The following is a 22,664-nucleotide window of genomic DNA, read 5'->3' as shown; positions in this document are numbered from 1 at the left end:
ATGGGGGAAGGCTTTGCCAAAAGTGTCTTCAGACGATGGTCAGCAGTACGGCGACGAAAATACTGGCCGCGGAAAAGGTCATGGCTCGCGAGGACCAGGTGTTGAACCAGCGTTGGAAGCTGGCCAGGCCGCGGTCGAGCTTGGTGTTCTGGCGGGTCCACGACTGCTGGTCGAGGCGGAAGAACACGTAGATCTTCACCAGGGCACCGACGATCTGGTTGTAATAGAGGATCGCGGGATAGGCCGGCCCGATGTGGTGCCCCGACAGCGACAGCAGGAGCGTCAGGACGAAGCGGGTGATGCCGATCCACAGCAGGTAGATGAGCAGGAAGGCGATGCTGTACTTGATGCTGGCGATGATCGCGGCGACCAGGCCCAGCAGGCAGGTCCACATCGACAGGCGCTGGTCGAACAGCACCACGCTGGTGAACCAGCCCAGGCGTTGCGGGCCCAGGGCCAGGGCGCGGGAGTTCTGCCGCAGATTGTTGCCGTACCAGCGGAACATCAGCTTGCGGCTGGCCTTGATGAAGCTCTTCTCCGGCGGGTGCTCGACCGTGTTGATCGCCGCATCCGGCACGTAGAAGGTGTCGTAGCCCAGGCGCATCAGGCTGTACCAGCTGGACTTGTCGTCACCGGTGAGGAACTGGAAGCGGCCCAGGCGCCAATGGTCCAGGTGGTCGCTTTCCACGTCGGTGATGAAGTCCGGATCGGTGACCACGGCGGCACGGAATACCGACATGCGCCCGGTCATGGTCAGCACGCGCTTGGACAGGGCCATGGAGCACATGTTGATGTGGCGCTGGGCGAAACGCAGCTTGTGCCACTCGCTCATCACGTAGCTGCCCTGCACTTCGCAGAACTCGTTGGTGGTCAGGCCGCCGACGTTGGGGAAGAGCTTGAACCAGGGCACGGTCTTCTTCACCACGCCGGGCTCCAGCACGGTGTCGCCATCGATCACCGCGACCACCGCGTCTTCGTCCGGCAGGTGACGGGAGATGGCGCGGAAACCATGGGCCAGGCCGTCGCGCTTGCCGGTGCCGGGGATGCGCACGAAGTCGAGCTTCACGTGCTCCGGCGGGTTGAGCTTCTGCCACTGTTGCTTGATCAGCACCTCGTCGGACATCTCGACGATGGAGCACACCACGGTGGTGGGGTAGCCGCAGTGGATGGCTTCTTCGATGACCGAGCGATAGACCATGGAGGTGGTCAGCGCGTCGATACGGAAACTGGTGACCATCAGGAACACGTGGGACGGATCGGCCGCCTCGCCCAGCTTGCGGACCTTGCGGCGGTAGTGCGGATAGACCACGTAAAGGAACAGCATGCCGCGCAGGAAGTGCAGGCCGCCCATGGAGTAGCGCCAGATGCCGACCGCGCCGATCAGCAGCAGGAAGTCCTTGGAGTTGGCGTCGAACACGGTCGGTGGCACCAGCAGTGCCAGCAGCATCAGCAGGCTGAGGAAGACCAGCCAGCCCGTGGCTTCACCGATCACTCGTTTGTAGGTATCCATCGTCGAAATCCGTCTGTCGCTTCTTGGGGCGAGGAGGGAATAGCCGCCGGCGTTCACTTCGGGGCTGCCCTCTCCCTGACCCCCTCCCTGAAGGGAGAGGGGACTGTTCGGTGCAGGATGAAACCGTGGCGTCAGCCTGCAGGGACAACGCTCTCTCCCTTCAGGGAGAGGGCGGGGGAGAGGGCCGGCTCGCGTGCCGATCTCCCCCGCAGGTGCTGCTTGCGCTTACCAGCAGATGCCTTCGGCGCGCTCATCGGTGACGCTGGGCATGAAGCCGATCAGGTCGACGACCTTCTTGCCTTCGGGCGCCTGCTTCACCACGTCGACGAACAGCTCGTCGCCGTTGCCCAGTACCAGGACGTCGGAGGACTTCACGACGGCGTCCAGGTCGGAGACCAGCAAGGAAGAAACGTGCGGGATCTTTGATTCGATGTACTCCTTGTTCGCGCCATGGACGCGGGCGTACTCGACGTTGCGGTCGAAGATCTGCAGCTCGTAGCCCTTGCCGATGAGCATCTCGGCCAGTTCCACCAGCGGGCTTTCGCGCAGGTCGTCGGTGCCGGACTTGAACGACAGGCCGAGCAGGCCGACCTTGCGGCTGCCATGGGCGGCGATGATGTCGAAGGCCTTCTGCACCTGGTGCTGGTTGCTGCGCATGATCGAGCCGAGCATCGGGTGCTCGATGTCCAGCTGGCTGGCGCGGTAGGTGAGGGCGCGCACGTCCTTGGGCAGGCAGGAGCCGCCGAAGGCGAAGCCGGGCTTCATGTAGTAGCGCGACAGGTTCAGCTTGCGGTCCTGGCAGATCACGTCCATCACTTCGCGGCCATCGACGCCGACGGCCTTGGCGATGTTGCCGATCTCGTTGGCGAAGGTGACCTTGGCGGCGTGCCAGACGTTGCAGGTGTACTTGATCATCTCCGCGACCTCGATGGTCTTGCGGATGATCGGCGCGTCCAGCTCGCGGTAGATCTCTTCGAGCAGGTCGCCGGTCTGGGCGTCCAGTTCACCGATGACGGTCATGGGCGGGAAATCGTAGTCCTTGATCGCGGTGGATTCGCGCAGGAACTCCGGGTTGGTGCCCACGCCGAAATCGGCGCCGGCCTTCTTGCCCGAGCAGTCCTCGATGATCGGAATCACTACGTTGTTCACGGTGCCCGGCAGCACGGTGCTGCGCACGACCACGGTGTGGCGCTCCTTCTTCTCGCGGATGGCGTAGCCGATCTCGCGGCAGACGGACTCGATGTAGCCCAGGTCCAGATCGCCATTCTTCTTGCTCGGGGTGCCGACGCAGATGAACGACACGTCGGTGTCCAGTACGGCCTTCTTGAAGTCGGTGGTGCCCGACAGGCGACCGGTGCGGATGCCCTGCTCGAGCAGAGGCTCCAGGCCCGGTTCGACGATGGGCGACTTCCCGTTGTTGATCAGATCGATCTTGGTGGTGGAGACATCCACCCCAACGACTTCGTGGCCTCGTGCGGACAGGCAGCCGGCACATACTGCGCCAACATACCCAAGACCAAAGATGCTGATACGCATCGCATTCACCTCTTCAATGGTCGAACTGTTTAGAGTTGCCCTGTGGGGCGCTTTTTAAAGGTTGCAAGAACCCCCGAAGTTCACTGTTCAAGTGTCCTTCGTACTTCCTTCCAGGCAGGCATGGGAATCGAGTGCTAAACTTTCGAGCACAGTCTCGGTGCAAACTCTGAATGTTTGCCCTGTTATGTTTCAGACGGTTTGCAAAGTTGGTGCAAAGTCCGCCTGGCGTGCTCCAGTCTGGTTAGATGATTGCCTCGTCATCTGAAAAGTTCAGTTATTTCATGAGGTTGCAGTTCTGGTTAGGAATGGCTAGTGCCAGACGGAATAACCTTGGAACTGAAACTCCAACTTTCCATCGAGGCACTTTCGCATTGCCATCGATGGTCGTTGCGCAAATAGGATTTATCCGTAAGTCGGTTAGTTCCTTCCGCCCATCCCGCCTCTGAAATCATTTGAAATATCCAATTGATATCACTTGATGCTGCGCTGATGGCAAACCACGGCTTTTTTTGCTCAATGCAAAGTGCATGGTGCGTGAAAGTTCCATTGAATTTTTCGTTAAAAACGACCGGCTATCGTCGTCAATACATTCGTTCAGCTCCCGTTCAGCTTTCCATCTTGCAAACTGCAATCGTGAAATGCATGTCATGGCCAAGGGCTGTTACTGGCCAATGGATTACAAGGCGGGTAGCGAATCAGGACGATTTCCATCCTTAGGACCGGTCCGGATGCTCGAAAAAATTTCTCACGATTAATCCTGAAGCAGACGAACGGTCATTTTGACCGTTTTGTACGTGTGGTCTTCAAGGGGTGTTTTGGGCATAAAACGTACAAATCCGCCACTCTGGAGCGGGTGGTCTTATGGTCAATGGCTTACAGGCCACTTGGAATCAGCGGAAATTCAGGAGGCGAACCGGCGTGGGCAATCTGCGCTGGGCGACCCCGGTACGAGCTTGCTGGCGAATCGAACAGGCGCCCCGGCTGGTTTTTGGCGCGGAAACGAAAACGGGAGCCTCAAGGCTCCCGTTTGGTGCAGCAGGCAGGGCGAATCAATCGTCGGCGTGGTCGCGCAGGAACACCAGCTGGTCGGCCTTGGAGTGCTCGGCGCTGTACGCATAGCCCGCGTAGTTGAAGTCCTTCAGGCCTTCGGGGTGGGTAAGGCGTTCCTTGATCACGTAGCGCGCCATCATCCCGCGGGCCTTCTTGGCGTAGAAGCTGATGATCTTGTACTGGCCGTTCTTCAGGTCCTTGAACTCGGTGTCGATCACCCGTGCGTTGAGGGCCTTGCGCTTCACCGCACCGAAGTATTCGTTGGACGCCAGGTTCAGCAGTACGTCGTCGCCCTGTTCGGCCAGGGACTCGTTCAGCCAGCCGCTGATGCGCTCGCCCCAGAAGGCGTAGAGGTCCTTGCCCCGGCCGTTGGCCAGCTTGGTGCCCATTTCCAGGCGATACGGCTGCATCAGGTCCAGCGGGCGCAGCACGCCATAGAGGCCGGAGAGCATGCGCAGGTGGCGCTGGGCAAAAGCGAAGTCGGCTTCGCTGAAGTCCTCGGCCTGCATGCCGGTATAGACGTCACCCTTGAAGGCCAGCAGCGCCTGCTTGGCGTTGGCGGGGGTGAAATCCGGGTGCCAGCTACCGAACCGCGCGGCGTTGAGACCGGCCAGCTTGTCCGACAGGTGCATCAGCTCGGCGATCTGCGCCGGGGTCAGTTCCCGCAGGATGCCGATCAGCTCCTGGGCATCGTCCAGATGCTCGGGCAGGGTGAAGCGCTGCGTCACCGGCGCGGTGTCGTAGTCCAGGGTCTTGGCGGGGGAAATCACCATCAGCATCGTGCGGTCTCCTACAAGCGAGCGGCGATTGTAAGGAGTCGCGGGCGTTGGCTCCACCTATGGGGACGATTAGCGTCGGGTGAGTTTGGAAAGACATCTATAGAGGTGGGCGGGGAGGGACGGCATTCGGTACGAGTACCGGGGTAGATGCTGCATGCGGGGCTAAGAGGCTGATCTGCCGAAAAAAGAGGAGGGCGTTACTAGGGGTAGGACTCCTAAAACTAGCGCTGTCCGAGGCCGTCGCCAAGGTATTTCGTCGTACGACGAAAAAAACCTTCTTAGGAAGGAAAAAGACTTTTTATCGTCATGTTTTTTCCTGTATTTCTGGAGTCGTAGACCGCCGAACCCTGCAGACAGGTGGCGGCCCCGGCCCGGCCAGTCCCTTGTATGCAGTGCTCTCGAATCCTGCCGATCCCAGGAGCCCGAGAGCCGGTGGCTCACCGCACGGCGGAGCGCTGTAAAGGCATTCCGTCGTAACGCTCCTACAAGAGGTGACCTGCGTATGGATGACCACGGACGCTCCCGCCCCACCCAGCCCACCCTGTACGTCCTCGACACCAACGTCCTGATCCACGATCCCAACGCCTTGCTGAACTTCCAGGAGCACCACGTCGCGATCCCGATGACGGTGCTGGAGGAACTGGACAAGCTCAAGACCGGCAAACACACCGTGGCCGCGGAATGCCGCCAGGCGATCCGCCTGATCGATTCGGTGCTGGGCGAAGCCTCGCCCGAGCAGGTAGAGGATGGCGTGCCCATCCAGCGCGGCAAGAGCGGGCCGTGCGGCAGCCTGTCGATCCTCATGAGCAAGCGCGCCGAGCCGATCACCTGGCTGCCCGAACACCTCAACGACAACAAGATCATCAACCAACTGGTGGAGCTGAAGAGTCGCCATAGCAGCAAGCGCGTGGTGCTGGTCACCAAGGACATCAACATGCGCCTGAAGGCGCGCGCCTGCGGGGTGTTCGCCGAGGACTACCACACCGACCAGCTGGTCGATGACATCAACCTGTTGTCGCGTGGCTACCACTCGCTGAGCGGGTCGTTCTGGGACCGCGTCAGCAAGGTGGAGACCCGCCAGGATCGAGGACGCACCTGGCACCGCGTGCAACTCACCGACAATCTGCCGGCGGTGCACATCAACGAGTTCATCGTCGACGAGCAGGGTTTCGTCGGCTGGATCAAGGGCATCGACCAGGACGAGCTGACCATCCTCGACCTGCACCAGGAACCGCTGCTGCACCAGGAAGCCTGGGGCCTGCGGCCGCGCGACGTATACCAGTCGCTGGCGCTGTACGCGCTGCTGGACCCGGACATCCATCTGGTCAACCTGTCCGGCGCTGCCGGCTCGGGCAAGACCATCCTCGCCCTGGCCGCCGCCATCGAGCAGACCATGGTCACCAAGCGCTACAAGCGCATCATCGCCACCCGCAGCGTGCAGGGCCTGGACGAGGACATCGGCTTCCTGCCCGGCACCGAAGCCGAGAAGATGGAGCCCTGGCTCGGCGCGATCACCGACAACCTCGAAGCGCTGCATTCGGACGATGAATGCACCCATGGCAGCGTCGACTACATCCTCAGCAAGGTGCCGCTGCAGTTCAAATCGCTGAACTACATCCGCGGCCGCAGCTTCCAGCAGAGCCTGATCCTGATCGACGAATGCCAGAACCTCACCCCGCACCAGATGAAGACCATCATCACCCGCGCGGGCAACGGTTCGAAGGTGGTCTGCCTGGGCAACCTGGCGCAGATCGATACACCCTACCTGTCGGCCACCAGCTCCGGCCTGACCTACCTGACCGAACGCTTCAAGGACTTCCCCCATGGCGTGCACGTGACCCTGCAAGGGGTTCCGCGCTCGGTGCTGGCGGAGTTCGCCGAAGCGCACATGTAAGCCTTCCGCTTACTCAGCAGGGCCCGCCATCTGGCGGGCCTTCTATTTCCCGGATACGTCCGGTGTAAACGAAGGCTGAGGCCTGCACGGTTTGCTCCCTCTCCCTTCAGGGAGAGGGCTGGGGAGAGGGTGGAGAAGTTCAGCCAGTTTTCGGCGTTGAAGCTGACCCTGTTCCCCCTCCCTAACCCTCCCCCTGAAGGGAGAGGGAACCGTTGGGCAGAAGGCGCAAGCTGGCAGCCAGTCGGACATACCGTCGAACAGGGTGCGGACAGAGAGACTTGAACTCTCACCGCACATATACCTCTTCTTGTATACAATCCTCCCCCCAACGCGCCGCTCGCCGGTCTGCCAGCCCCGCGTGTCGAGGTTAAACTGTTCCCCTGATTCTCCGGAGAGTGCCCACCCGTGCTGACCCATCTCGATTCCCAGGGCCGCGCCAACATGGTCGATGTCACCGAAAAAGCGGTGACGTCCCGTGAGGCCGTGGCCGAAGCCCGGGTGCGCATGCTCCCGGCCACCCTGCAACTGATCCAGGACGGCGGCCACCCCAAGGGCGACGTGTTCGCCGTGGCGCGCATCGCCGGCATCCAGGCGGCGAAGAAGACCCATGAACTGATCCCGCTGTGCCACCCGCTACTGCTCACCAGCGTGAAGGTCGAACTGGCCGCCGAGGGTGAAGACACCGTGCACATCGTCGCCCGCTGCAAGCTGGCCGGACAGACCGGCGTGGAGATGGAAGCGCTGACCGCCGCCAGCGTCGCCGCGCTGACCATCTATGACATGTGCAAGGCCGTGGACCGCGGCATGACCATCGAAGGCGTGCGCCTGCTGGAGAAGCTCGGCGGCAAGAGCGGGCACTACGTTGCTGCACAAGGCGCAGCAGGAGACACCCCATGATCCGCGTGCAGTACTTCGCCCGCTACCGTGAAGCCCTCGGCCTGGATGGCGAGCAACTGAACTGGAGCCAGTCCCTGGGCAGCCTGGACGACCTGCGGCGCCTGCTGCTGGAGCGCGGTGGTGCCTGGGACGTACTCGGCGAGCAGAACCTGATGTGCGCGCGCAACCAGGAGCTGTGCTCCCTGGACGAGCCCCTCGCCGACGGCGACGAGGTGGCCTTCTTCCCCACCGTGACCGGAGGCTGAAGCCATGGCGATCCGCGTCCAGCCGGCGGCGTTCGATCCGGGCGCCGAACTCAACGCGATGCATGCCGCCAACGTCGGCGTCGGTGCGGTGGTCGGCTTCGTCGGCTACGTGCGTGATTTCAACGACGGCCGCGAAGTGGGTGGCATGTTCCTCGAACACTACGCCGGCATGACCGAGAAGGCGCTGGCGAAGATCGAGGCCGAGGCCAACGAGCGCTGGCCGCTGTTGCGCCTGGAAATCCTCCACCGCATCGGCCGCCTGGAGCCGGGCGAGCCCATCGTCTTCGTCGGCGCCGCCAGTGCGCACCGCCAGGCGGCCTTCGATGCCTGCAACTTCGTCATGGACTACCTGAAGACCCGCGCGCCGTTCTGGAAGAAGGAAGACACCACCGACGGCCCGCGCTGGGTCGAGGGCCGTTGCAGCGACCAGGCTGCCGCCGACCGCTGGGAGCGGTGAGCCCGCGCTGATGGCGATGCCCCGCACGCGCCGGGGCTGTACCTCCTAGGAGGAATGGGCTGCAAGGAGGAAGGGGCGCAGGCTGGCGCCAGCCCTTTTTGCTCCGCATCGGAGAGCCCCTCATGAGCCATCTCAGCACCCCGGACTTCCAGCCGCTGGAGATCGCTGTCCTCACCGTCAGCGATACCCGCAGCCTGCACAACGACACCTCCGGCCAGGCCCTGGTGACCTCGCTGCAACGCGCCGGACATGCCCTCGCCGAACGCCAGCTGGTGATCGACGACATCTACCAGATCCGCGCGGTGGTTTCGGCCTGGATCGCCGACCCCAAGGTCCAGGTCGGCCTGATCACCGGCGGTACCGGCTTCACCGCCCGCGACAACACCCCGCAAGCCGTCGCCCCTCTGCTCGAGCGCACCGTGGACGGCTTCGGCGAGCTGTTCCGGCAGATTTCCCGCGAGGAAATCGGCACCTCCACGATCCAGTCCCGCGCCATCGCCGGCATCACCAACGGCACGCTGATCTGTTGCCTGCCCGGTTCCACCGGCGCCTGCCTGACCGCCTGGGAAAAGATTCTCTTGCAGCAGCTCGACAGCCGCACCAAACCCTGCAATTTCGTCCCCCATCTCAAGCGCCTGCCCGAGCGCCCGGTGCTGGCCTGCGGTACGCGCTCATGAGCGCCTGCGGCTGTTCCGGCACCGGGTTGCGCCCGGTGGACGAGGCCATCGCCGCACTGATGGAGTTCGTTCCCCTGCCGCCGCCCACCGTGCGCGTCGACCTGGAAAACGCCCTGGGCCGCATCCTCGCCGAGGACATCCACTCACCCATCGACCTGCCGCTTTGGGACAACAGCGCGATGGACGGCTACGCCCTGCGCAGCGCAGACATGGGACCGGCAGGCGCACGGCTGAAAATCGCCGGCTGCATTGCTGCCGGCGATGCTGCCCGGGTCGAGCTGCAACCCGGACAGGCCATGCGCATCTTTACCGGCGCGCCTTTGCCGCCGGGAGCGGACAGCGTGAGCGCCCAGGAAGACTGCGAGGTCGAAGGCGACTGGCTGCAGGTACCCGTGGTCGAGCACGGCAGCCATGTTCGCCGTCGCGGCGAAGAGCTGTGTGAAGGCGACGCCTTGCTGAGTGCCGGGAAGAAACTGCGCGCCCAGGACCTCGGCTTGATGGCCAGCGTCGGCCTGGATCGCGTCAGCGTCTATCGCCCGCTGCGCGTCTGCCTGCTGAGCAGCGGCGACGAGCTGCGTGAGCCCGGTGAGTCCCTTGCCCCAGGGCAGATCTACAACGCCAACCGCTTCAGCGTTGGTGCATTGCTGCGCGGCTGGGGCATCGAGGTACATGACTACGGTGTGCTCGCCGACACCCTGGCAGCCAGCCGCGATGCGCTGAGCCTCGCCGCGTCCGAATGGGATGTGCTGATCACCAGCGGCGGGGTATCGGTGGGCGACCGCGACTACCTCAAGCAGGCGATCCGCGAGCTGGGCGAGCTGCACCTGTGGAAGCTGAAGATGCAGCCGGGCAAGCCGCTGGCATTCGGCAGCATCGCCGGCAAACCGTGGATCGGCCTGCCGGGGAATCCGGCTGCCGCGCTGGTCACCGCCCTGGTGGTGGCGCGTCCCTTCCTCTGGCGTGCCCAGGGACGTCGTGTGGTCGATTCCCTGCCGGTCACGTTACCGGCGGGCTTCGACTGGCCCAAGGCCAACTCGCGGCGCCAGTACCTGCGCGCGCGCCTGGAGCTTGGCGGCGATGGCGTCGCACGCATCTGCCTGCACCCGCAGCAGGGCTCGGCCATGCTGCGCGCAGCGAGCTGGGCCGATGGCCTGGCGGTGGTGGAGGCCGGGCGCGCTGTGCACGCCGGTGAGCCGCTGCCTTTCCTGTCTTTCAGCGAACTCGGCGCCTGACGCCGTTCCCGGCTGCCGGCGGGGGCCGGCGGCCTCCGCACTGCCCGGGGGAAGCATGCAACTGGTCTGCCCGGCGGGAAGTCTGCCCGCCTTGAAATCGGCCCTGCGCGAAGGCGCCGACGCCATCTACGTCGGCTTTCGCGATGACACCAACGCCCGGCACTTCGCCGGCCTCAACCTCGATGACCGCCAGCTGCGCCAGGGCGTGGAACTTATCCACAGCGCCGGCAAGCAGATGTACGTGGCGGTCAACACCTATCCCGGCGCGGCCGGCTGGGCTCGCTGGCAACGCGCCGTGGACCACGCTGCGGACCTGGGCGTGGATGCACTGATCGCCGCCGACTGCGCGGTGCTCGGCTACGCCGCCAGGCGCCACCCGAACCTCGCCCTGCATCTCTCGGTGCAGGGCTCGGCGACCAACGTGGCGGCGCTGGCGTTCTACCACGAGCGCTACGGCATCCGCCGCGCCGTGCTGCCGCGCGTGCTGTCGCTGGCGCAGGTGCGCCAGGTGGCGGCGAACAGCCCGGTGCCCATCGAAGTCTTCGCCTTCGGCAGCCTGTGCATCATGGCCGAGGGACGCTGCCACCTGTCCTCCTATGTCACCGGCGAGTCGCCGAATCTCTGCGGCGTCTGTTCGCCGGCGAAGGCGGTGCGCTGGAGCGAGGAGCCCGAAGGGCTGACCTCGCGTCTCAATGACGTACTGATCGACCGTTATGCGCCGAATGAGCCGGCAGGCTACCCGACCCTGTGCAAGGGCCGCTTCGTGGTCAACGGCGAACGCTTCCATGCCCTGGAAGAACCCACCAGCCTGAACACCATCGACCTGATTCCACAGCTGGCGGAAATCGGCGTGGCGGCAGTGAAGATCGAGGGTCGGCAACGCAGCCCGGCCTATGTCGAGCAGGTCACCCGCGTCTGGCGCCAGGCGCTGGATGCGTGGCAACGCGCCCCCGAGAACTACCGCGCCCTGACGCAGTGGCAGGACGCCCTGGACAAGCTCTCCGAAGGCCACCAGACCACCCTGGGCGCCTACCATCGTTCCTGGCAGTGAGGACCTCGTGATGAAACTCAGCCTGGGACCGGTGCTGTTCTACTGGGACCGCCGGACACTCCTGGATTTTTATGCGCAGATGGCCGAGCAGCCGCTGGATGCCATCTACATCGGCGAAACCGTCTGCTCCAAACGCCGCGCCATGTCGCTGGACAACTGGTTGGGCCTGGGGCGCGAGCTGCAGCAGCAGAGTGGGGCGCAGATATTCATCTCGGGCCTGGCGTTGATCGAGGCGGCGTCCGAGCTGTCGTCACTGCGACGTCTCTGCGCCAACGGCGAGCTGCAGGTCGAGGCGAGCGACATGGGCGCGGTGCAGATGCTTTCCAGTCTGGGCGTCGAATTCGTCGGCGGCCCGGCGCTCAACGTCTACAACGGCTACACCCTGGCGGAGCTGCATGGCGCCGGGCTGCGTCGCTGGGTGCCGCCGGTGGAATGCTCGGGCGAGCAGATCCACGCGGTGATCGAACAGGTCCGCAGGCTGGGCATCCACGATGTGGAAACCGAAGTGTTCGCCTACGGCCACCTGCCGTTGGCCTACTCGGCGCGCTGCTTCACCGCACGGGCGGAGAACCGGCCCAAGGACGACTGCCAGTTCTGCTGCCTGAACTACCCCGAAGGCATGCCGATGCTGAGCCAGGAAGGCATGCCGCTGTTCACGCTCAACGGCATCCAGACGATGTCCGGCGAGGCCAGCAACCTGCTGGCGGACTATGCCTCGCTGCGCGATTGTGGCGCCGACCTGCTGCGCCTGAGCCCTCGGGCCGAAGGCATGGTGGACGTCGTGCAGGCCTTCGACCGCGTGCGCAAGGGCGCCGCGCCGCCGCTGGCGGTGGAGGGTTGCAACGGATACTGGCATGGCCGGCCGGGCATGCTGCGCAGCGATGAGGTGAACCTGTGCTGACACTCGAATCCGGCGCCCTGCGCGCCGCCGACCGCCTGCTGCCGCTGGCCGCGCGCATCCCCCCCGGCTTGCAGCGAGCGGTGCTCCAGCGTGCCGCCAACCGCCTGTTCGCCGAGTCCTTGGCGGACGGTGCTTTCGACATCCTCGACGGCCACTGGCTGCGTTTGCAGGTGAGCGATCTGGGGCTCGCCTGGAGCCTCACGCGTGGCCGTGACGGCCTGCGCTTCGCCGATGCCTGCGCGCCCAGCGTGACCATCCGCGGCAGCTGGCGCGACTTCCTGCTGCTGGCGGGCCGGCAGGAAGACCCGGACACGCTGTTCTTCCGTCGTCGCCTGGTGATCGAGGGCGACACCGAGCTGGGCCTGGCGGTGAAGAACCTGATCGACAGCCTCGACCCGGACAGCCTGCCGGCCTGGCTGTGGAGCGCCATGCGCCGCGCGAGCCGGGTGGTGCAGGAGAACGCCTGAGCGGCTTTTCGTAGGATGGGTGGAGCTTGCGATGCCCGTGCTGTCCTGGCACGCCAATCGATGGGTATCGCTGCGCTCCGCCCATCCTGCGTCGGCGTCTGTTCTTCCGTCCTGCGCGGTGGCGGCTCAGGCCGGCATGCGCACGAGAAACTGCAGCTCCTCGTAGAGCATCTCGAAGTCCTGAACCGGCGCATCCTGCCCGTAGCGTTTCTTCAGGCCGTATTCGGTCAGGGTGATCTCGTGCTCGGCCTTTACCCCGTGGCGCGCCAGACAGTTCTGCACGCAATGCAGGTGACAGCCGTCCACCGCAATGATCGGTCGGCCGGAACAGGCCTTCTTCACCAGCGCCGGCACGTCGCCGCCGACTCCCGCGATGCAGGACATCTCCGCCAGGCCGTCACGGTCCAGGCGCAGGGCGAGGTCGTTGGCCAGCTGTGCAAGATTCGAGCAGCCGGAGCAGGAATAGACGAGGGGCAGATGGGGCGAGGGCGGCATGGGGACCTCCAGGGTGAGTCCCGCAGTGTCCCGCCGCCGTGGGGCGGCGCGACATGATCTGAATCAAGCGGGCGAACTGGTTACTACCAGGGAGGTAGGGCGCATGAAGCGGAACGTTCTATCCGCCGTCTGGCCCGATAGCGGATAAAGCCGTTGGCGTTATCCGCCCTGCAAAGTGCGGCTGCCATCGAGGTCAGACGAGGTGGTTCTCCACCGCCCAGACCGCAGCTTCCACACGTGAGCGCATGCCCAGCTTGTGCAGCACTCGCTTCACGTGGACCTTCACGGTGCCTTCGGTGATGTCGAGTTTGCGCGCGATCATCTTGTTGCTGTAGCCGTGGGCGAGTTGGCGGAGGATCTGCCGCTCGCGGTCGGTGAGTTCCTCGATGCCCTTGGGGCGGTCGTCGCCGCGCAGGGCCTGGGCCAGCACCTGGGTCAGCTGCGGGCTGATGGTGAGCTGGCCGGTGGCGGCCTGGCGGATGTGCTCCAGCAGGCGCTCGGGCTCCATGTCCTTGAGCAGGTAGCCGTCGGCGCCGGCGCGCAGCACGTTGATCACGTCGTTGCGGTCATCGGAGACGGTGAACACCACGATGCGCGCGTCCTCGCCGTTCTCGCGCATGGCGCGCAGGGTGTCGAGGCCGGTCATGCCCTTCATGTTGAGGTCGAGCAGGATCATGTCAGGCTCCAGCTCCGCCGCCATGCGCAGCGCTTCCTCACCGCTGCCGGCTTCGCCCACCACTTCCAGGTCGTCCTCGAATTCCAGTAGCTGGACCACACCCTTGCGCATCATCGGGTGGTCGTCGACGAGCAGGATGCGCGCGCGGTCATCGGTGGGGGCGGCCGTCATGGGTGGGTCTCCGGATACTGCGACAGGGGTTTGTGGGTGAAGCGCACGCTGACCCGAGTGCCTTGCGGTTCGCGCGGGGCGATGGCGAAGGTGGCTTCCAGGGTCTGGCTGCGCTCCCGCATGATGCTAAGCCCGTAGTGCCCGTTGCGGCTCTGCGCTGGGTCAAAGCCGACGCCGTCATCGTCCACGGTGATGCACACCTGGTCCTCGGCATCCTCGAACAGGGTGACTGTCGCGTGGTTTGCCTGGGCATGCCGTACCACGTTGGACAGGGCCTCGCGGACGATCTGCAGGATATGGATTTCCTCGTTGGGGTTGAGCGGAATGTGCGCCAGACGGTTATCCAGCTCGATGGCAAGCCCGCCGCGCTCGCCGAACTCCTCCACGGTTTTCACCAGCGCCGCTTCCAGGCTGGATTGCTCCAGGCTCAGGCGGAAGGTGGTGAGCAGTTCGCGCAGCTGACGGTAGGCGCCGTTGAGGCCTTCGCGCAGCTCGTCGAGAGTTTCGTCGATCTTCTGCGCAGGCACGTCACGCTTGAGCAGGGTGGCCAGGCGGCTGACCTGGATCTTCAGGTAGGACAGCGACTGCGCCAGCGAGTCGTGAAGCTCGCGGGCGATGGTGCTGCGCTCGGCGAACAGCGCCAGGCGGTTCTCCTGTTCCTGTTGCAGGGACAGGGCGAAGGTGCGCGCGATGTTGTCGCAGAAGCCCTCGACGAACTGCTGCTGCCAGTCTTCCAGGCGGCCGTCGGCGGTCTCGATGAACAGCTCGCCGAAGCGGTGCTCGCCGATGGACAACGGCTGCATCAGCAGCGGGTTGATGCCACGGATCGGGTTGTTGCAGTGGTCGGCCTGGGCGCGGCACTCACCGCAATTGCCCTGCAGGCAGAAGCTCCCGGTGATGCCGTCGGTGGTCAGGGAGGAATAGGCGCGCTCGACCCCGTCCTTGTTCAGGCACAGCGTTACCTTGCCGGCCTGCAGCACGCGTTCGAGCTGGTTGAGCAGCGGCTGCAGCGAGCGTTCGTCGTACGGGTCCTGGCCCAGGCGGCGGGCGCTGTCATAGAGCAGCTCCAGGCGCTGGTGACTGTTGGAAAGATCGCGGGTCTTGTCTTCCACCCGTGCTTCCAGCTCGCGATAGCTGGCCTGCAGCTCCTCGGCCATCTGGTTGAAGCGTTCGCCCAGTTGGCTCAACTCGTCCTCGCCGCTGCTACTGACCCTGGCGTCGAGGTCACCCTCGCCCAGGCGGCGGGCCGTGGTGGTGAGCTCGCGCAGCGGGCCGACGACGTGGTAGCTCAGGTCGTAGAGACTGATGAATACCACCAGCAGGCTGAGAAACAGGCACAGGCCCTGCACTGTGCTGAGCAGTTGCGAACGGTGTTCGGCGTTGCGCTGCAGCGTGCCGACAAAGCCGTCGATGTGCCCGACGAAGGTGTCGAGGGTGGCCAGGGCTGGCGCTTCGGAGAGATCGAGGCTCCGCAGTTCCTTGCGCAACTGGTCGTGCTGCTGGCGGATCGGCGCGTCGGCGTTGGAGCGGCGCAGCAGCCGGGTGATTTCATCGTTGTCCAGGCGGGCGGCGAGGGTTGATTGCAGGGCCTGGCGGTTGATCGGCGACGGGTCCAGCGCCAGGCGGTAGGTGAGCATCCGTAGTGAGCCGGCCTGGTTGATCACCGCCGCGTCCTGGTGCGAGTAGTCGGCGAACAGCAGTGCGCTGAACATGCCGGCCAATGCCAGGGAGACCAGCAGAGTGAGGTAGCAGCCGAAGCGCACGACGATGGATTTGCGCAGGGAAGGGCGTCCGGAGGGGGGACTACCCACAAAGAATCGGTCGTTGCCGGAAGGCTCGGCAGTGTGTGCCGTATTCATGGTAAATGCCTTTTAAAACAATAGGTTAAGCATTCATATCGGGGATACCCACTAGGAGGTAGCGGCGCGCATCTGCTCATGAATCGCCCTTTCGCTCATTGATGGCGATCAAGAGAAGGCGACTAGTCCTTACCTAACGTGCGGGCAAAGGCTGTCAGGAAGTGAGCTTAGCCATGTTGTCCCACCGTCAGAAACAGTACTCCGTGCTCGGTATGAGCACACTGGCGTTCGCCGTGAACTTCGCGGTCTGGACGATGTTTTCGATCATCGGTATCCGCATCAAGGAGGAGCTGGGGCTGTCCGAAGCCCAGTTCGGCCTGATGGTGGCGCTGCCGATCCTTACCGGTTCGCTGGTGCGCCTGCCGCTGGGGCTGATCACCGACCGCTTCGGCGGGCGCATCGTGTTCTTCATCCACATGCTGCTGGTGGCCATCCCGATCTACGGCCTGGCCTTCGCCACCCTCTACTGGCATTACCTGGTGCTGGGCCTGTTCGTCGGCCTGGCCGGTGGCTCCTTCGCCGTGGGCATCGCCTACACCTCCTCGTGGTTCGAGAAGGAGCGCCAGGGCACCGCCATGGGCATCTTCGGCGCCGGCAACGCGGGCGCGGCGATCACCAACCTGGTGGCGCCGATGATCGTGGTCGCTTTCGGCTGGCGCATGGTCCCGCAGATCTACTCGGTGGCCATGCTGGTGACCGCGCTGCTGTTCTGGTTCTGCACCTGGACCGACCCGGCCCACGCCAAGGGCGGCGACGCCGACCCGAGCCGTCCGCGCCCGACCCTGGCCAAGCAGCTGGCGCCGCTGGGCGAGCTGCGCGTGTGGCGCTTCGGCCTGTACTACTTCTTTGTCTTCGGCGGCTTCGTTGCCCTCGCCCTGTGGCTGCCCAAGTACTACATCGCCGAATACGGCCTGGACCTGCGCACCGCGTCCTTCATCACCATGCTGTTCACCCTGCCGTCGGGCCTGATCCGCGCCCTGGGCGGCTGGTTCAGCGACCACTACGGCGCTCGGGCGGTGAACTGGGGCGTGTTCTGGATCTGCCTGGTCTGCCTGTTCTTCCTGTCCTACCCGCCGACCACCATGACCATCCATGGCATCAAGGGCGACGTCAGCCTCGGCATCGGCCTGAACGTCTGGCTGTTCACCTTCCTGGTGTTCGTCGTGGGCATCGCCCAGGGCTTCGGCAAGGCCAGCGTGTACCGGATCATCCACGACTACTACCCGCAGAACATGGGCACGGTCGGCGGCATGGTCGGGGTCATTGGCGGCCTTGGCGGCTTCTGCCTGCCGATCCTGTTCGGCTACGCCGCCGACCACATTGGCGTGCGCTCCTCCTGCTTCATGTTGCTGTTCGGCCTCACCGTGATCTGCATGGTCTGGATGCACTACGCGATCAAGCAGCAGCAACGCCTCGACGGCCAGGCCCGGGCGGCCGACGTCGACGCTACTCCCATTCCTTCCAAATCCTGAGGTAGTGCCGTCATGGGCATGATCAATTCCCAACTCAAAGCCGCCAGCGGTCCGCTGCTGATCGACTGGCGCCCCGAGGATCCCGAGTTCTGGGCGCGCAGCGGCAAGCGTATCGCCGCGCGCAACCTGTGGATCTCGATCCCCGCGCTGCTGCTCGCCTTCGCCGTATGGATGATCTGGAGCACCGTCACCGTTCGCCTGAACGCCGCCGGCTTCAGCTTCAGCAACGACCAGTTGTTCCTGCTTGCCGCGCTGCCGTCGATCTCCGGTGCGACCCTGCGGATCTTCTATTCCTTCATGGTGCCGATCTTCGGCGGCCGGCGTTGGACGGCACTGTCCACGGCCTCGATGCTGATTCCGTGCCTCTGGCTGGGTTTTGCCGTGCAGGACCCGACCACTCCCTACTGGGTGTTCGCCTGTATCGCGCTGCTGTGCGGTTTCGGCGGCGGCAACTTTGCCTCCAGCATGTCCAACATCAGCTTCTTCTACCCCAAGAGCCAGCAAGGCACTGCCCTGGGCCTGAACGCCGGCCTGGGCAACCTGGGCGTCTCGGTGATGCAGTTCGCCGTACCGCTGGCCGTGGCCGGTGGCCTGTTCGGCGCTTTCGGTGGCGAGCCGCAGCAGCTGTCCGACGGCGGTCGGCTGTTCCTGCAGAACGCTGGCTGGATCTGGGTGCCCTTCATCGCCGCAGTCTCGGTGGCCGCCTGGTTCGGCATGAACGACATCGCCGATGCCAAGGCCTCCTTCCTTGAGCAGTCGGTGATCTTCAAGCGTAAGCACAACTGGCTGATGTGCTGGCTGTACGTGGCCACCTTCGGCTCGTTCATCGGCTTCTCCGCCGGCTTCGCCATGCTCAGCAAGACCCAGTTCCCGGACATCAACCCATTGCAGTACGCCTTCCTCGGCCCGCTGGTAGGAGCCCTGAGCCGGCCGCTGGGCGGCTGGCTGGCCGACAAGTTCGGCGGCGCGCGCATCACCCTGTGGAACTACGCGGCGATGATCGCCGGTGTGTTCGCCGTGATCAGTTTCCTGCCGGGTGCGAACGGCGCTGGCAGCTTCTTCGGCTTCCTCGGTTCCTTCATTGCGCTCTTCTTCTTTGCCGGCATCGGCAATGGCAGCACCTTCCGGATGATCCCGGTGATCTTCCGCAACGAGTGGGCGGCGCGCCTGAAGCAAGGCCACGTCACCGAAGCCCACGCGGCCAAGCGCGCCAGCATGGAGTCCGCGGCAGTGATCGGTTTCTCGGCGGCCATCGGTGCCTACGGCGGCTTCTTCATTCCCAAGGCTTTCGGTACTTCGCTGGCCATGACCGGCAGCGCCGAAGGCGCCCTCTACGTCTTTGTCGCGTACTACCTGAGCTGCATTGTCGCCACCTGGTGGTGGTACGCCCGTAAAGGGGCCGAGAGTCCCTGCTGACTGCCGTGGCGGGCGTGCCGTGCGCCCGCCACCCCCTGTTCCGCGAGCTTGATTAGCGTTTGAACGCCCGGCGTAGACCGGGTGAGGAGATACAGATGAGTTACCTACTCGACCGCCTGCAATTCTTCAAGAAGAAGCAGGGTGAATTCGCCGATGGTCACGGCGAGGTCACCAACGAAAGCCGTGCCTGGGAAAACAGTTATCGGCAGCGCTGGCAGCACGACAAGATCGTTCGCTCCACCCACGGGGTGAACTGCACCGGCTCGTGCTCCTGGAAGATCTACGTGAAGAACGGCCTGATCACCTGGGAAACCCAGCAGACCGACTACCCGCGCACCCGCCCGGACCTGCCCAACCACGAGCCGCGCGGCTGCCCCCGTGGCGCCAGCTACTCCTGGTACATGTACAGCGCCAACCGCCTGAAATATCCCAAGGTGCGCAAGCCGCTGCTCAAGCTCTGGCGTGAAGCCCGCGCTGCCCACAACGACCCGGTGGACGCCTGGGCCAGCATCGTCGAGGACAAGGCCAAGGCGAAAAGCTACAAGAGCGAGCGCGGCCTGGGCGGCTTCATCCGTTCGAGCTGGAACGAGGTCACCGAGATCATCGCCGCCGCCAACGTCTACACCGCCAAGACCTACGGCCCGGACCGCGTGATCGGCTTCTCGCCGATCCCGGCCATGTCGATGGTCAGCTACGCGGCTGGCGCCCGCTACCTGTCGCTGATCGGTGGCGTTTGCCTGTCCTTCTACGACTGGTACTGCGACCTGCCGCCGGCCAGTCCGCAAATCTGGGGCGAGCAGACCGACGTGCCGGAATCGGCCGACTGGTACAACTCCAGCTACATCATTGCCTGGGGCTCCAACGTCCCGCAGACCCGTACCCCCGACGCGCACTTCTTCACCGAAGTCCGCTACAAGGGCACCAAGACCGTAGCCGTCACCCCGGACTATTCCGAAGTGGCCAAGCTCACCGACCTCTGGCTCAACCCCAAGCAGGGCACCGACGCCGCGCTGGGCATGGCTTTTGGTCACGTCATCCTCAAGGAATTCCACCTCGAGAAACCCAGCGCCTACTTCGTCGACTACTGCCGCCAGTACACCGACATGCCGATGCTGGTGCTGCTCGAGCCGCACACCGACGGCGTGCTCAAGCCGACCCGCTACCTGCGCGCGGCGGACCTGGCGAACAACCTCGGCCAGGACAACAACCCCGAGTGGAAGACCATCGGCCTGGACGAAATCTCCGGCGAGCTGGTCTCGCCCACCGGCGCCATCGGCTACCGCTGGGGCGAGTCGGGCAAGTGGAACATCGAGGAAACCGAGGGCGGCGAGAAGCGTGAAACCCGCCTGGCCCTGACCCTGATCGACGGCCCGGAAAACGCCTGCGACGTCGGCTTCCCTTACTTCGCCGGCCAGGAACATCCGCACTTCAAGGGCGTGGACAACGACGAGGTGCTGGTACGCCGCGTGCCCTTCCGCGAGATCGTCGGCGCCGACGGCAAGACCCTGCGCGTCGCCACCGTGTATGACCTGCAGATGGCCAACTACAGCGTCGACCGTGGCCTGGGTGGCCGCAACGTCGCGGCCTCCTACACGGACGCCGACGTGCCCTACACCCCGGCCTGGCAGGCCCGCATCACCGGCGTGCCGGCTGCCCGCGCGATCCAGGTGGCCCGCGAGTTCGCCGACAGTGCCGACAAGACCCACGGCAAGGCCATGGTCATCATCGGCGCCGCGATGAACCACTGGTACCACATGGACATGAACTACCGCGCGGTCATCAACATGCTGATGATGTGCGGCTGCATCGGCCAGAGCGGTGGCGGCTGGGCGCACTACGTCGGCCAGGAAAAGCTCCGCCCGCAGACCGGCTGGGTCCCGCTGGCCTTCGGTACCGACTGGAGCCGTCCGCCGCGGCAGATGAACGGTACCAGCTTCTTCTACCTGCACAGCTCGCAGTGGCGCCACGAGAAGATCTCGATGCACGAAGTCCTCTCGCCGCTGGCCGATACCAGGCAGTTCCCCGAGCACGCGCTGGACTACAACATCCGCGCCGAGCGCATGGGCTGGCTGCCGTCCGCACCGCAGCTCAACCGCAACCCGCTGCACATCGCCGCCGATGCCGAGCGCGCCGGCATTCCGGTGCAGGACTACGTGGTCCGTGAACTCAAGGCCGGCAACCTGCGTGTGGCCAGCGAGCAACCGGACGATCCGCAGAACTTCCCGCGCAACATGTTCATCTGGCGCTCCAACCTGCTCGGCTCCTCGGGCAAGGGCCACGAGTACATGCTCAAGTACCTGCTGGGTGCGAAGAACGGCGTGATGAACGACGACCTCGGCAAGGCCGGCGGCCCCTGCCCGGGCGAAGTCGACTGGGTGGATGAGGGCGCCGAAGGCAAGCTGGACCTGGTCACCACCCTCGACTTCCGCATGTCCTCTACCTGCATGTACTCGGACATCGTCCTGCCGACCGCCACCTGGTACGAGAAGGACGACCTCAACACCTCCGACATGCACCCCTTCATCCACCCGCTGTCGGCTGCCACCGACCCGGCCTGGGAAGCCAAGAGCGACTGGGAGATCTACAAGGCCATCGCCAGGAAGTTCTCCGAGGTTTCCGTCGGCCACCTGGGCGTGGAGAAGGACCTGGTCACCGTGCCGCTGCTGCACGACACCGCCAACGAACTCGCGCAGCCGTTCGGCGGCAGCGACTGGAAGAAGGGCGAGTGCGAACCGGTTCCCGGCCGGACCATGCCGACCCTGCATGTGGTCGAGCGTGACTATCCCAACACCTACAAGAAGTTCACCTCCCTCGGCCCGCTGCTGGACAAGCTCGGCAACGGCGGCAAGGGCATCGGCTGGAACACCGACAAGGAAATCAAGCTGCTCGGCGAGCTGAACCACAAGGTCACCGAGCCGGGTGTCAGCCAAGGCCGCCCACGCATCGAGAGCGCCATCGACGCCGCCGAGGTGATCCTCGCCCTGGCGCCGGAAACCAACGGCCAGGTCGCCGTGAAGGCCTGGGAAGCGCTGTCGAAGTTCACCGGCCGTGACCACACCCACCTGGCGCTGCCCAAGGAAGAAGAGAAGATCCGCTTCCGCGACGTCCAGGCGCAGCCGCGCAAGATCATCTCCAGCCCCACCTGGTCGGGCCTGGAAGATGAGCACGTGAGCTACAACGCCGGCTACACCAACGTCCACGAGATGATCCCATGGCGCACCCTCACCGGACGCCAGCAGTTCTACCAGGATCACCCCTGGATGCAGGCCTTCGGCGAGGGCTTCGTCAGCTACCGGCCGCCGGTCAACACCCGCAGCACCGACAAGCTGTTCAACAAGAAGCCCAACGGTCACGCCGAGATCACCCTGAACTGGATCACCCCGCACCAGAAGTGGGGCATCCACTCCACCTACAGCGACAACCTGCTGATGCTCACCCTGTCGCGCGGCGGCCCGATCATCTGGATGAGCGAGAACGATGCCAGGAGCGTCGGCATCGAGGACAACGACTGGGTCGAGGTCTTCAACGCCAACGGCGCCGCGACCTGCCGCGCCGTGGTCAGCCAGCGGGTGAAGGACGGCATGGTGATGATGTACCACGCCCAGGAACGCATCGTGAACCTGCCGGGCAGCGAGACCACCGGCACCCGCGGCGGCCACCACAACTCGGTGACCCGCGTGGTCCTCAAGCCCACCCACATGATCGGCGGCTACGCCCAGCAGGCGTGGGGCTTCAACTACTACGGCACCGTCGGCTGCAACCGCGACGAGTTTGTCGTGGTGCGCAAGATGAACAAGGTCGACTGGCTCGACGAGCCGGAGCAGGGCGGACTGGGCGGTGACGCCCTGCCGCAACCGCTGCCCCAGGACATTTGAGGAT

Annotated in this window: 18 protein-coding genes; 12 read left to right on the top strand and 6 right to left on the bottom strand. The window is 64.7% G+C overall.

The features are described from left to right. Positions 1 to 28: 28 nt before the first annotated feature. The 3 genes from alg8 to yaaA all read right to left on the bottom strand — a co-directional run bounded on the left by alg8 (position 29) and on the right by yaaA (position 4,875). Positions 29 to 1,510, bottom strand: a complete 1,482-nt coding sequence (alg8, locus tag MJ122_RS04520) for a mannuronan synthase (protein ID WP_017519027.1) — start codon at positions 1,508 to 1,510, stop codon at positions 29 to 31. 225 nt (positions 1,511 to 1,735) lie between these two features. Then, positions 1,736 to 3,046, bottom strand: coding sequence for a GDP-mannose 6-dehydrogenase (algD, locus tag MJ122_RS04515; RefSeq protein WP_026079054.1), 1,311 nt, complete (start codon positions 3,044 to 3,046; stop codon positions 1,736 to 1,738). Positions 3,047 to 4,095: 1,049 nt separating this feature from the next. After that, entirely contained in the window at positions 4,096 to 4,875 is a 780-nt protein-coding gene (gene yaaA / locus MJ122_RS04510) for a peroxide stress protein YaaA (protein WP_239742533.1), read from the bottom strand. 502 nt (positions 4,876 to 5,377) lie between these two features. Here yaaA and MJ122_RS04505 point away from each other — a divergent pair. The 9 genes from MJ122_RS04505 (at position 5,378) to MJ122_RS04465 (ending at position 12,696) form a co-directional block, all read left to right on the top strand. Further along, complete coding sequence (locus tag MJ122_RS04505) at positions 5,378 to 6,769, top strand: PhoH family protein (RefSeq protein WP_017519020.1); 1,392 nt, start codon at positions 5,378 to 5,380, stop codon at positions 6,767 to 6,769. Positions 6,770 to 7,174: 405 nt separating this feature from the next. After that, entirely contained in the window at positions 7,175 to 7,666 is a 492-nt protein-coding gene (moaC, locus tag MJ122_RS04500; protein WP_088419489.1) for a cyclic pyranopterin monophosphate synthase MoaC, read from the top strand. Next, complete coding sequence (locus tag MJ122_RS04495; protein WP_017519018.1) at positions 7,663 to 7,911, top strand: MoaD/ThiS family protein; 249 nt, start codon at positions 7,663 to 7,665, stop codon at positions 7,909 to 7,911. The genes moaC and MJ122_RS04495 overlap by 4 nt, the downstream gene beginning before the upstream one ends. A 4-nt stretch (positions 7,912 to 7,915) precedes the next feature. After that, positions 7,916 to 8,368 (top strand): molybdopterin synthase catalytic subunit MoaE, encoded by a 453-nt coding sequence (moaE, locus tag MJ122_RS04490; protein WP_088419491.1) that lies wholly within the window; start codon positions 7,916 to 7,918, stop codon positions 8,366 to 8,368. Between the two features lie 122 nt (positions 8,369 to 8,490). Next, complete coding sequence (gene moaB / locus MJ122_RS04485) at positions 8,491 to 9,045, top strand: molybdenum cofactor biosynthesis protein B (RefSeq protein ID WP_088419493.1); 555 nt, start codon at positions 8,491 to 8,493, stop codon at positions 9,043 to 9,045. Beyond that, a complete protein-coding gene (gene glp, locus MJ122_RS04480) occupies positions 9,042 to 10,277 on the top strand; it encodes a gephyrin-like molybdotransferase Glp (RefSeq protein WP_239742531.1) in 1,236 nt (411 codons plus the stop codon). Before moaB ends, glp begins: the two co-directional genes overlap by 4 nt. Positions 10,278 to 10,332: 55 nt before the next feature. After that, a complete protein-coding gene (locus MJ122_RS04475) occupies positions 10,333 to 11,328 on the top strand; it encodes a peptidase U32 family protein (RefSeq protein ID WP_239742530.1) in 996 nt (331 codons plus the stop codon). Positions 11,329 to 11,338: 10 nt separating this feature from the next. Continuing rightward, positions 11,339 to 12,229, top strand: a complete 891-nt coding sequence (locus tag MJ122_RS04470; protein ID WP_239742528.1) for a U32 family peptidase — start codon at positions 11,339 to 11,341, stop codon at positions 12,227 to 12,229. Then, on the top strand, positions 12,223 to 12,696 hold the full coding sequence (locus MJ122_RS04465) for an SCP2 sterol-binding domain-containing protein (protein ID WP_239742526.1): 474 nt from the start codon (positions 12,223 to 12,225) through the stop codon (positions 12,694 to 12,696). The genes MJ122_RS04470 and MJ122_RS04465 overlap by 7 nt, the downstream gene beginning before the upstream one ends. 126 nt (positions 12,697 to 12,822) lie before the next feature. Here MJ122_RS04465 and MJ122_RS04460 read toward each other — a convergent pair whose 3' ends face one another. The 3 genes from MJ122_RS04460 to MJ122_RS04450 all read right to left on the bottom strand — a co-directional run bounded on the left by MJ122_RS04460 (position 12,823) and on the right by MJ122_RS04450 (position 15,897). Next, positions 12,823 to 13,191: a putative zinc-binding protein gene (locus MJ122_RS04460; protein WP_088419503.1), complete on the bottom strand. Its 369-nt coding sequence runs from the start codon at positions 13,189 to 13,191 to the stop codon at positions 12,823 to 12,825. Between the two features lie 193 nt (positions 13,192 to 13,384). Continuing rightward, entirely contained in the window at positions 13,385 to 14,038 is a 654-nt protein-coding gene (narL, locus tag MJ122_RS04455) for a two-component system response regulator NarL (protein ID WP_088419505.1), read from the bottom strand. Beyond that, positions 14,035 to 15,897, bottom strand: coding sequence for a histidine kinase (locus MJ122_RS04450; protein WP_239742525.1), 1,863 nt, complete (start codon positions 15,895 to 15,897; stop codon positions 14,035 to 14,037). The genes narL and MJ122_RS04450 overlap by 4 nt, the downstream gene beginning before the upstream one ends. Before the next feature lie 173 nt (positions 15,898 to 16,070). Between MJ122_RS04450 and MJ122_RS04445 the strand changes: the two genes are divergently transcribed. The 3 genes from MJ122_RS04445 (at position 16,071) to MJ122_RS04435 (ending at position 22,660) form a co-directional block, all read left to right on the top strand. Continuing rightward, positions 16,071 to 17,369, top strand: coding sequence for a nitrate/nitrite transporter (locus MJ122_RS04445; protein WP_088419509.1), 1,299 nt, complete (start codon positions 16,071 to 16,073; stop codon positions 17,367 to 17,369). A 12-nt stretch (positions 17,370 to 17,381) separates the two neighbouring features. Further along, positions 17,382 to 18,785 (top strand): NarK family nitrate/nitrite MFS transporter, encoded by a 1,404-nt coding sequence (locus tag MJ122_RS04440; RefSeq protein WP_239742522.1) that lies wholly within the window; start codon positions 17,382 to 17,384, stop codon positions 18,783 to 18,785. Between the two features lie 95 nt (positions 18,786 to 18,880). Then, complete coding sequence (locus MJ122_RS04435; RefSeq protein WP_239742520.1) at positions 18,881 to 22,660, top strand: nitrate reductase subunit alpha; 3,780 nt, start codon at positions 18,881 to 18,883, stop codon at positions 22,658 to 22,660. Positions 22,661 to 22,664: the final 4 nt, after the last annotated feature.

Origin of the sequence: Pseudomonas sp. DP-17, assembly GCF_022380625.1 — a bacterium.
GTDB lineage: Bacteria > Pseudomonadota > Gammaproteobacteria > Pseudomonadales > Pseudomonadaceae > Pseudomonas > Pseudomonas nitroreducens_A.
Note: the sequence above shows the minus strand (reverse complement) of the source record. Positions and strands in the feature narration are given on the sequence as shown.

What these genes read in the sequence shown, in the direction of transcription:
- alg8 (WP_017519027.1), bottom strand. Translation starts at nt 1,510, where the DNA reads ATGGATACCTACAAACGAGTGATCGGTGAAGCCACGGGCTGGCTGGTC.
- algD (WP_026079054.1), bottom strand. Translation starts at nt 3,046, where the DNA reads ATGCGTATCAGCATCTTTGGTCTTGGGTATGTTGGCGCAGTATGTGCC.
- yaaA (WP_239742533.1), bottom strand. Translation starts at nt 4,875, where the DNA reads ATGCTGATGGTGATTTCCCCCGCCAAGACCCTGGACTACGACACCGCG.
- MJ122_RS04505 (WP_017519020.1), top strand. Translation starts at nt 5,378, where the DNA reads ATGGATGACCACGGACGCTCCCGCCCCACCCAGCCCACCCTGTACGTC.
- MJ122_RS04495 (WP_017519018.1), top strand. Translation starts at nt 7,663, where the DNA reads ATGATCCGCGTGCAGTACTTCGCCCGCTACCGTGAAGCCCTCGGCCTG.
- moaE (WP_088419491.1), top strand. Translation starts at nt 7,916, where the DNA reads ATGGCGATCCGCGTCCAGCCGGCGGCGTTCGATCCGGGCGCCGAACTC.
- moaB (WP_088419493.1), top strand. Translation starts at nt 8,491, where the DNA reads ATGAGCCATCTCAGCACCCCGGACTTCCAGCCGCTGGAGATCGCTGTC.
- glp (WP_239742531.1), top strand. Translation starts at nt 9,042, where the DNA reads ATGAGCGCCTGCGGCTGTTCCGGCACCGGGTTGCGCCCGGTGGACGAG.
- MJ122_RS04475 (WP_239742530.1), top strand. Translation starts at nt 10,333, where the DNA reads ATGCAACTGGTCTGCCCGGCGGGAAGTCTGCCCGCCTTGAAATCGGCC.
- MJ122_RS04470 (WP_239742528.1), top strand. Translation starts at nt 11,339, where the DNA reads ATGAAACTCAGCCTGGGACCGGTGCTGTTCTACTGGGACCGCCGGACA.
- MJ122_RS04460 (WP_088419503.1), bottom strand. Translation starts at nt 13,191, where the DNA reads ATGCCGCCCTCGCCCCATCTGCCCCTCGTCTATTCCTGCTCCGGCTGC.
- narL (WP_088419505.1), bottom strand. Translation starts at nt 14,038, where the DNA reads ATGACGGCCGCCCCCACCGATGACCGCGCGCGCATCCTGCTCGTCGAC.
- MJ122_RS04450 (WP_239742525.1), bottom strand. Translation starts at nt 15,897, where the DNA reads ATGAATACGGCACACACTGCCGAGCCTTCCGGCAACGACCGATTCTTT.
- MJ122_RS04445 (WP_088419509.1), top strand. Translation starts at nt 16,071, where the DNA reads ATGTTGTCCCACCGTCAGAAACAGTACTCCGTGCTCGGTATGAGCACA.
- MJ122_RS04440 (WP_239742522.1), top strand. Translation starts at nt 17,382, where the DNA reads ATGGGCATGATCAATTCCCAACTCAAAGCCGCCAGCGGTCCGCTGCTG.
- MJ122_RS04435 (WP_239742520.1), top strand. Translation starts at nt 18,881, where the DNA reads ATGAGTTACCTACTCGACCGCCTGCAATTCTTCAAGAAGAAGCAGGGT.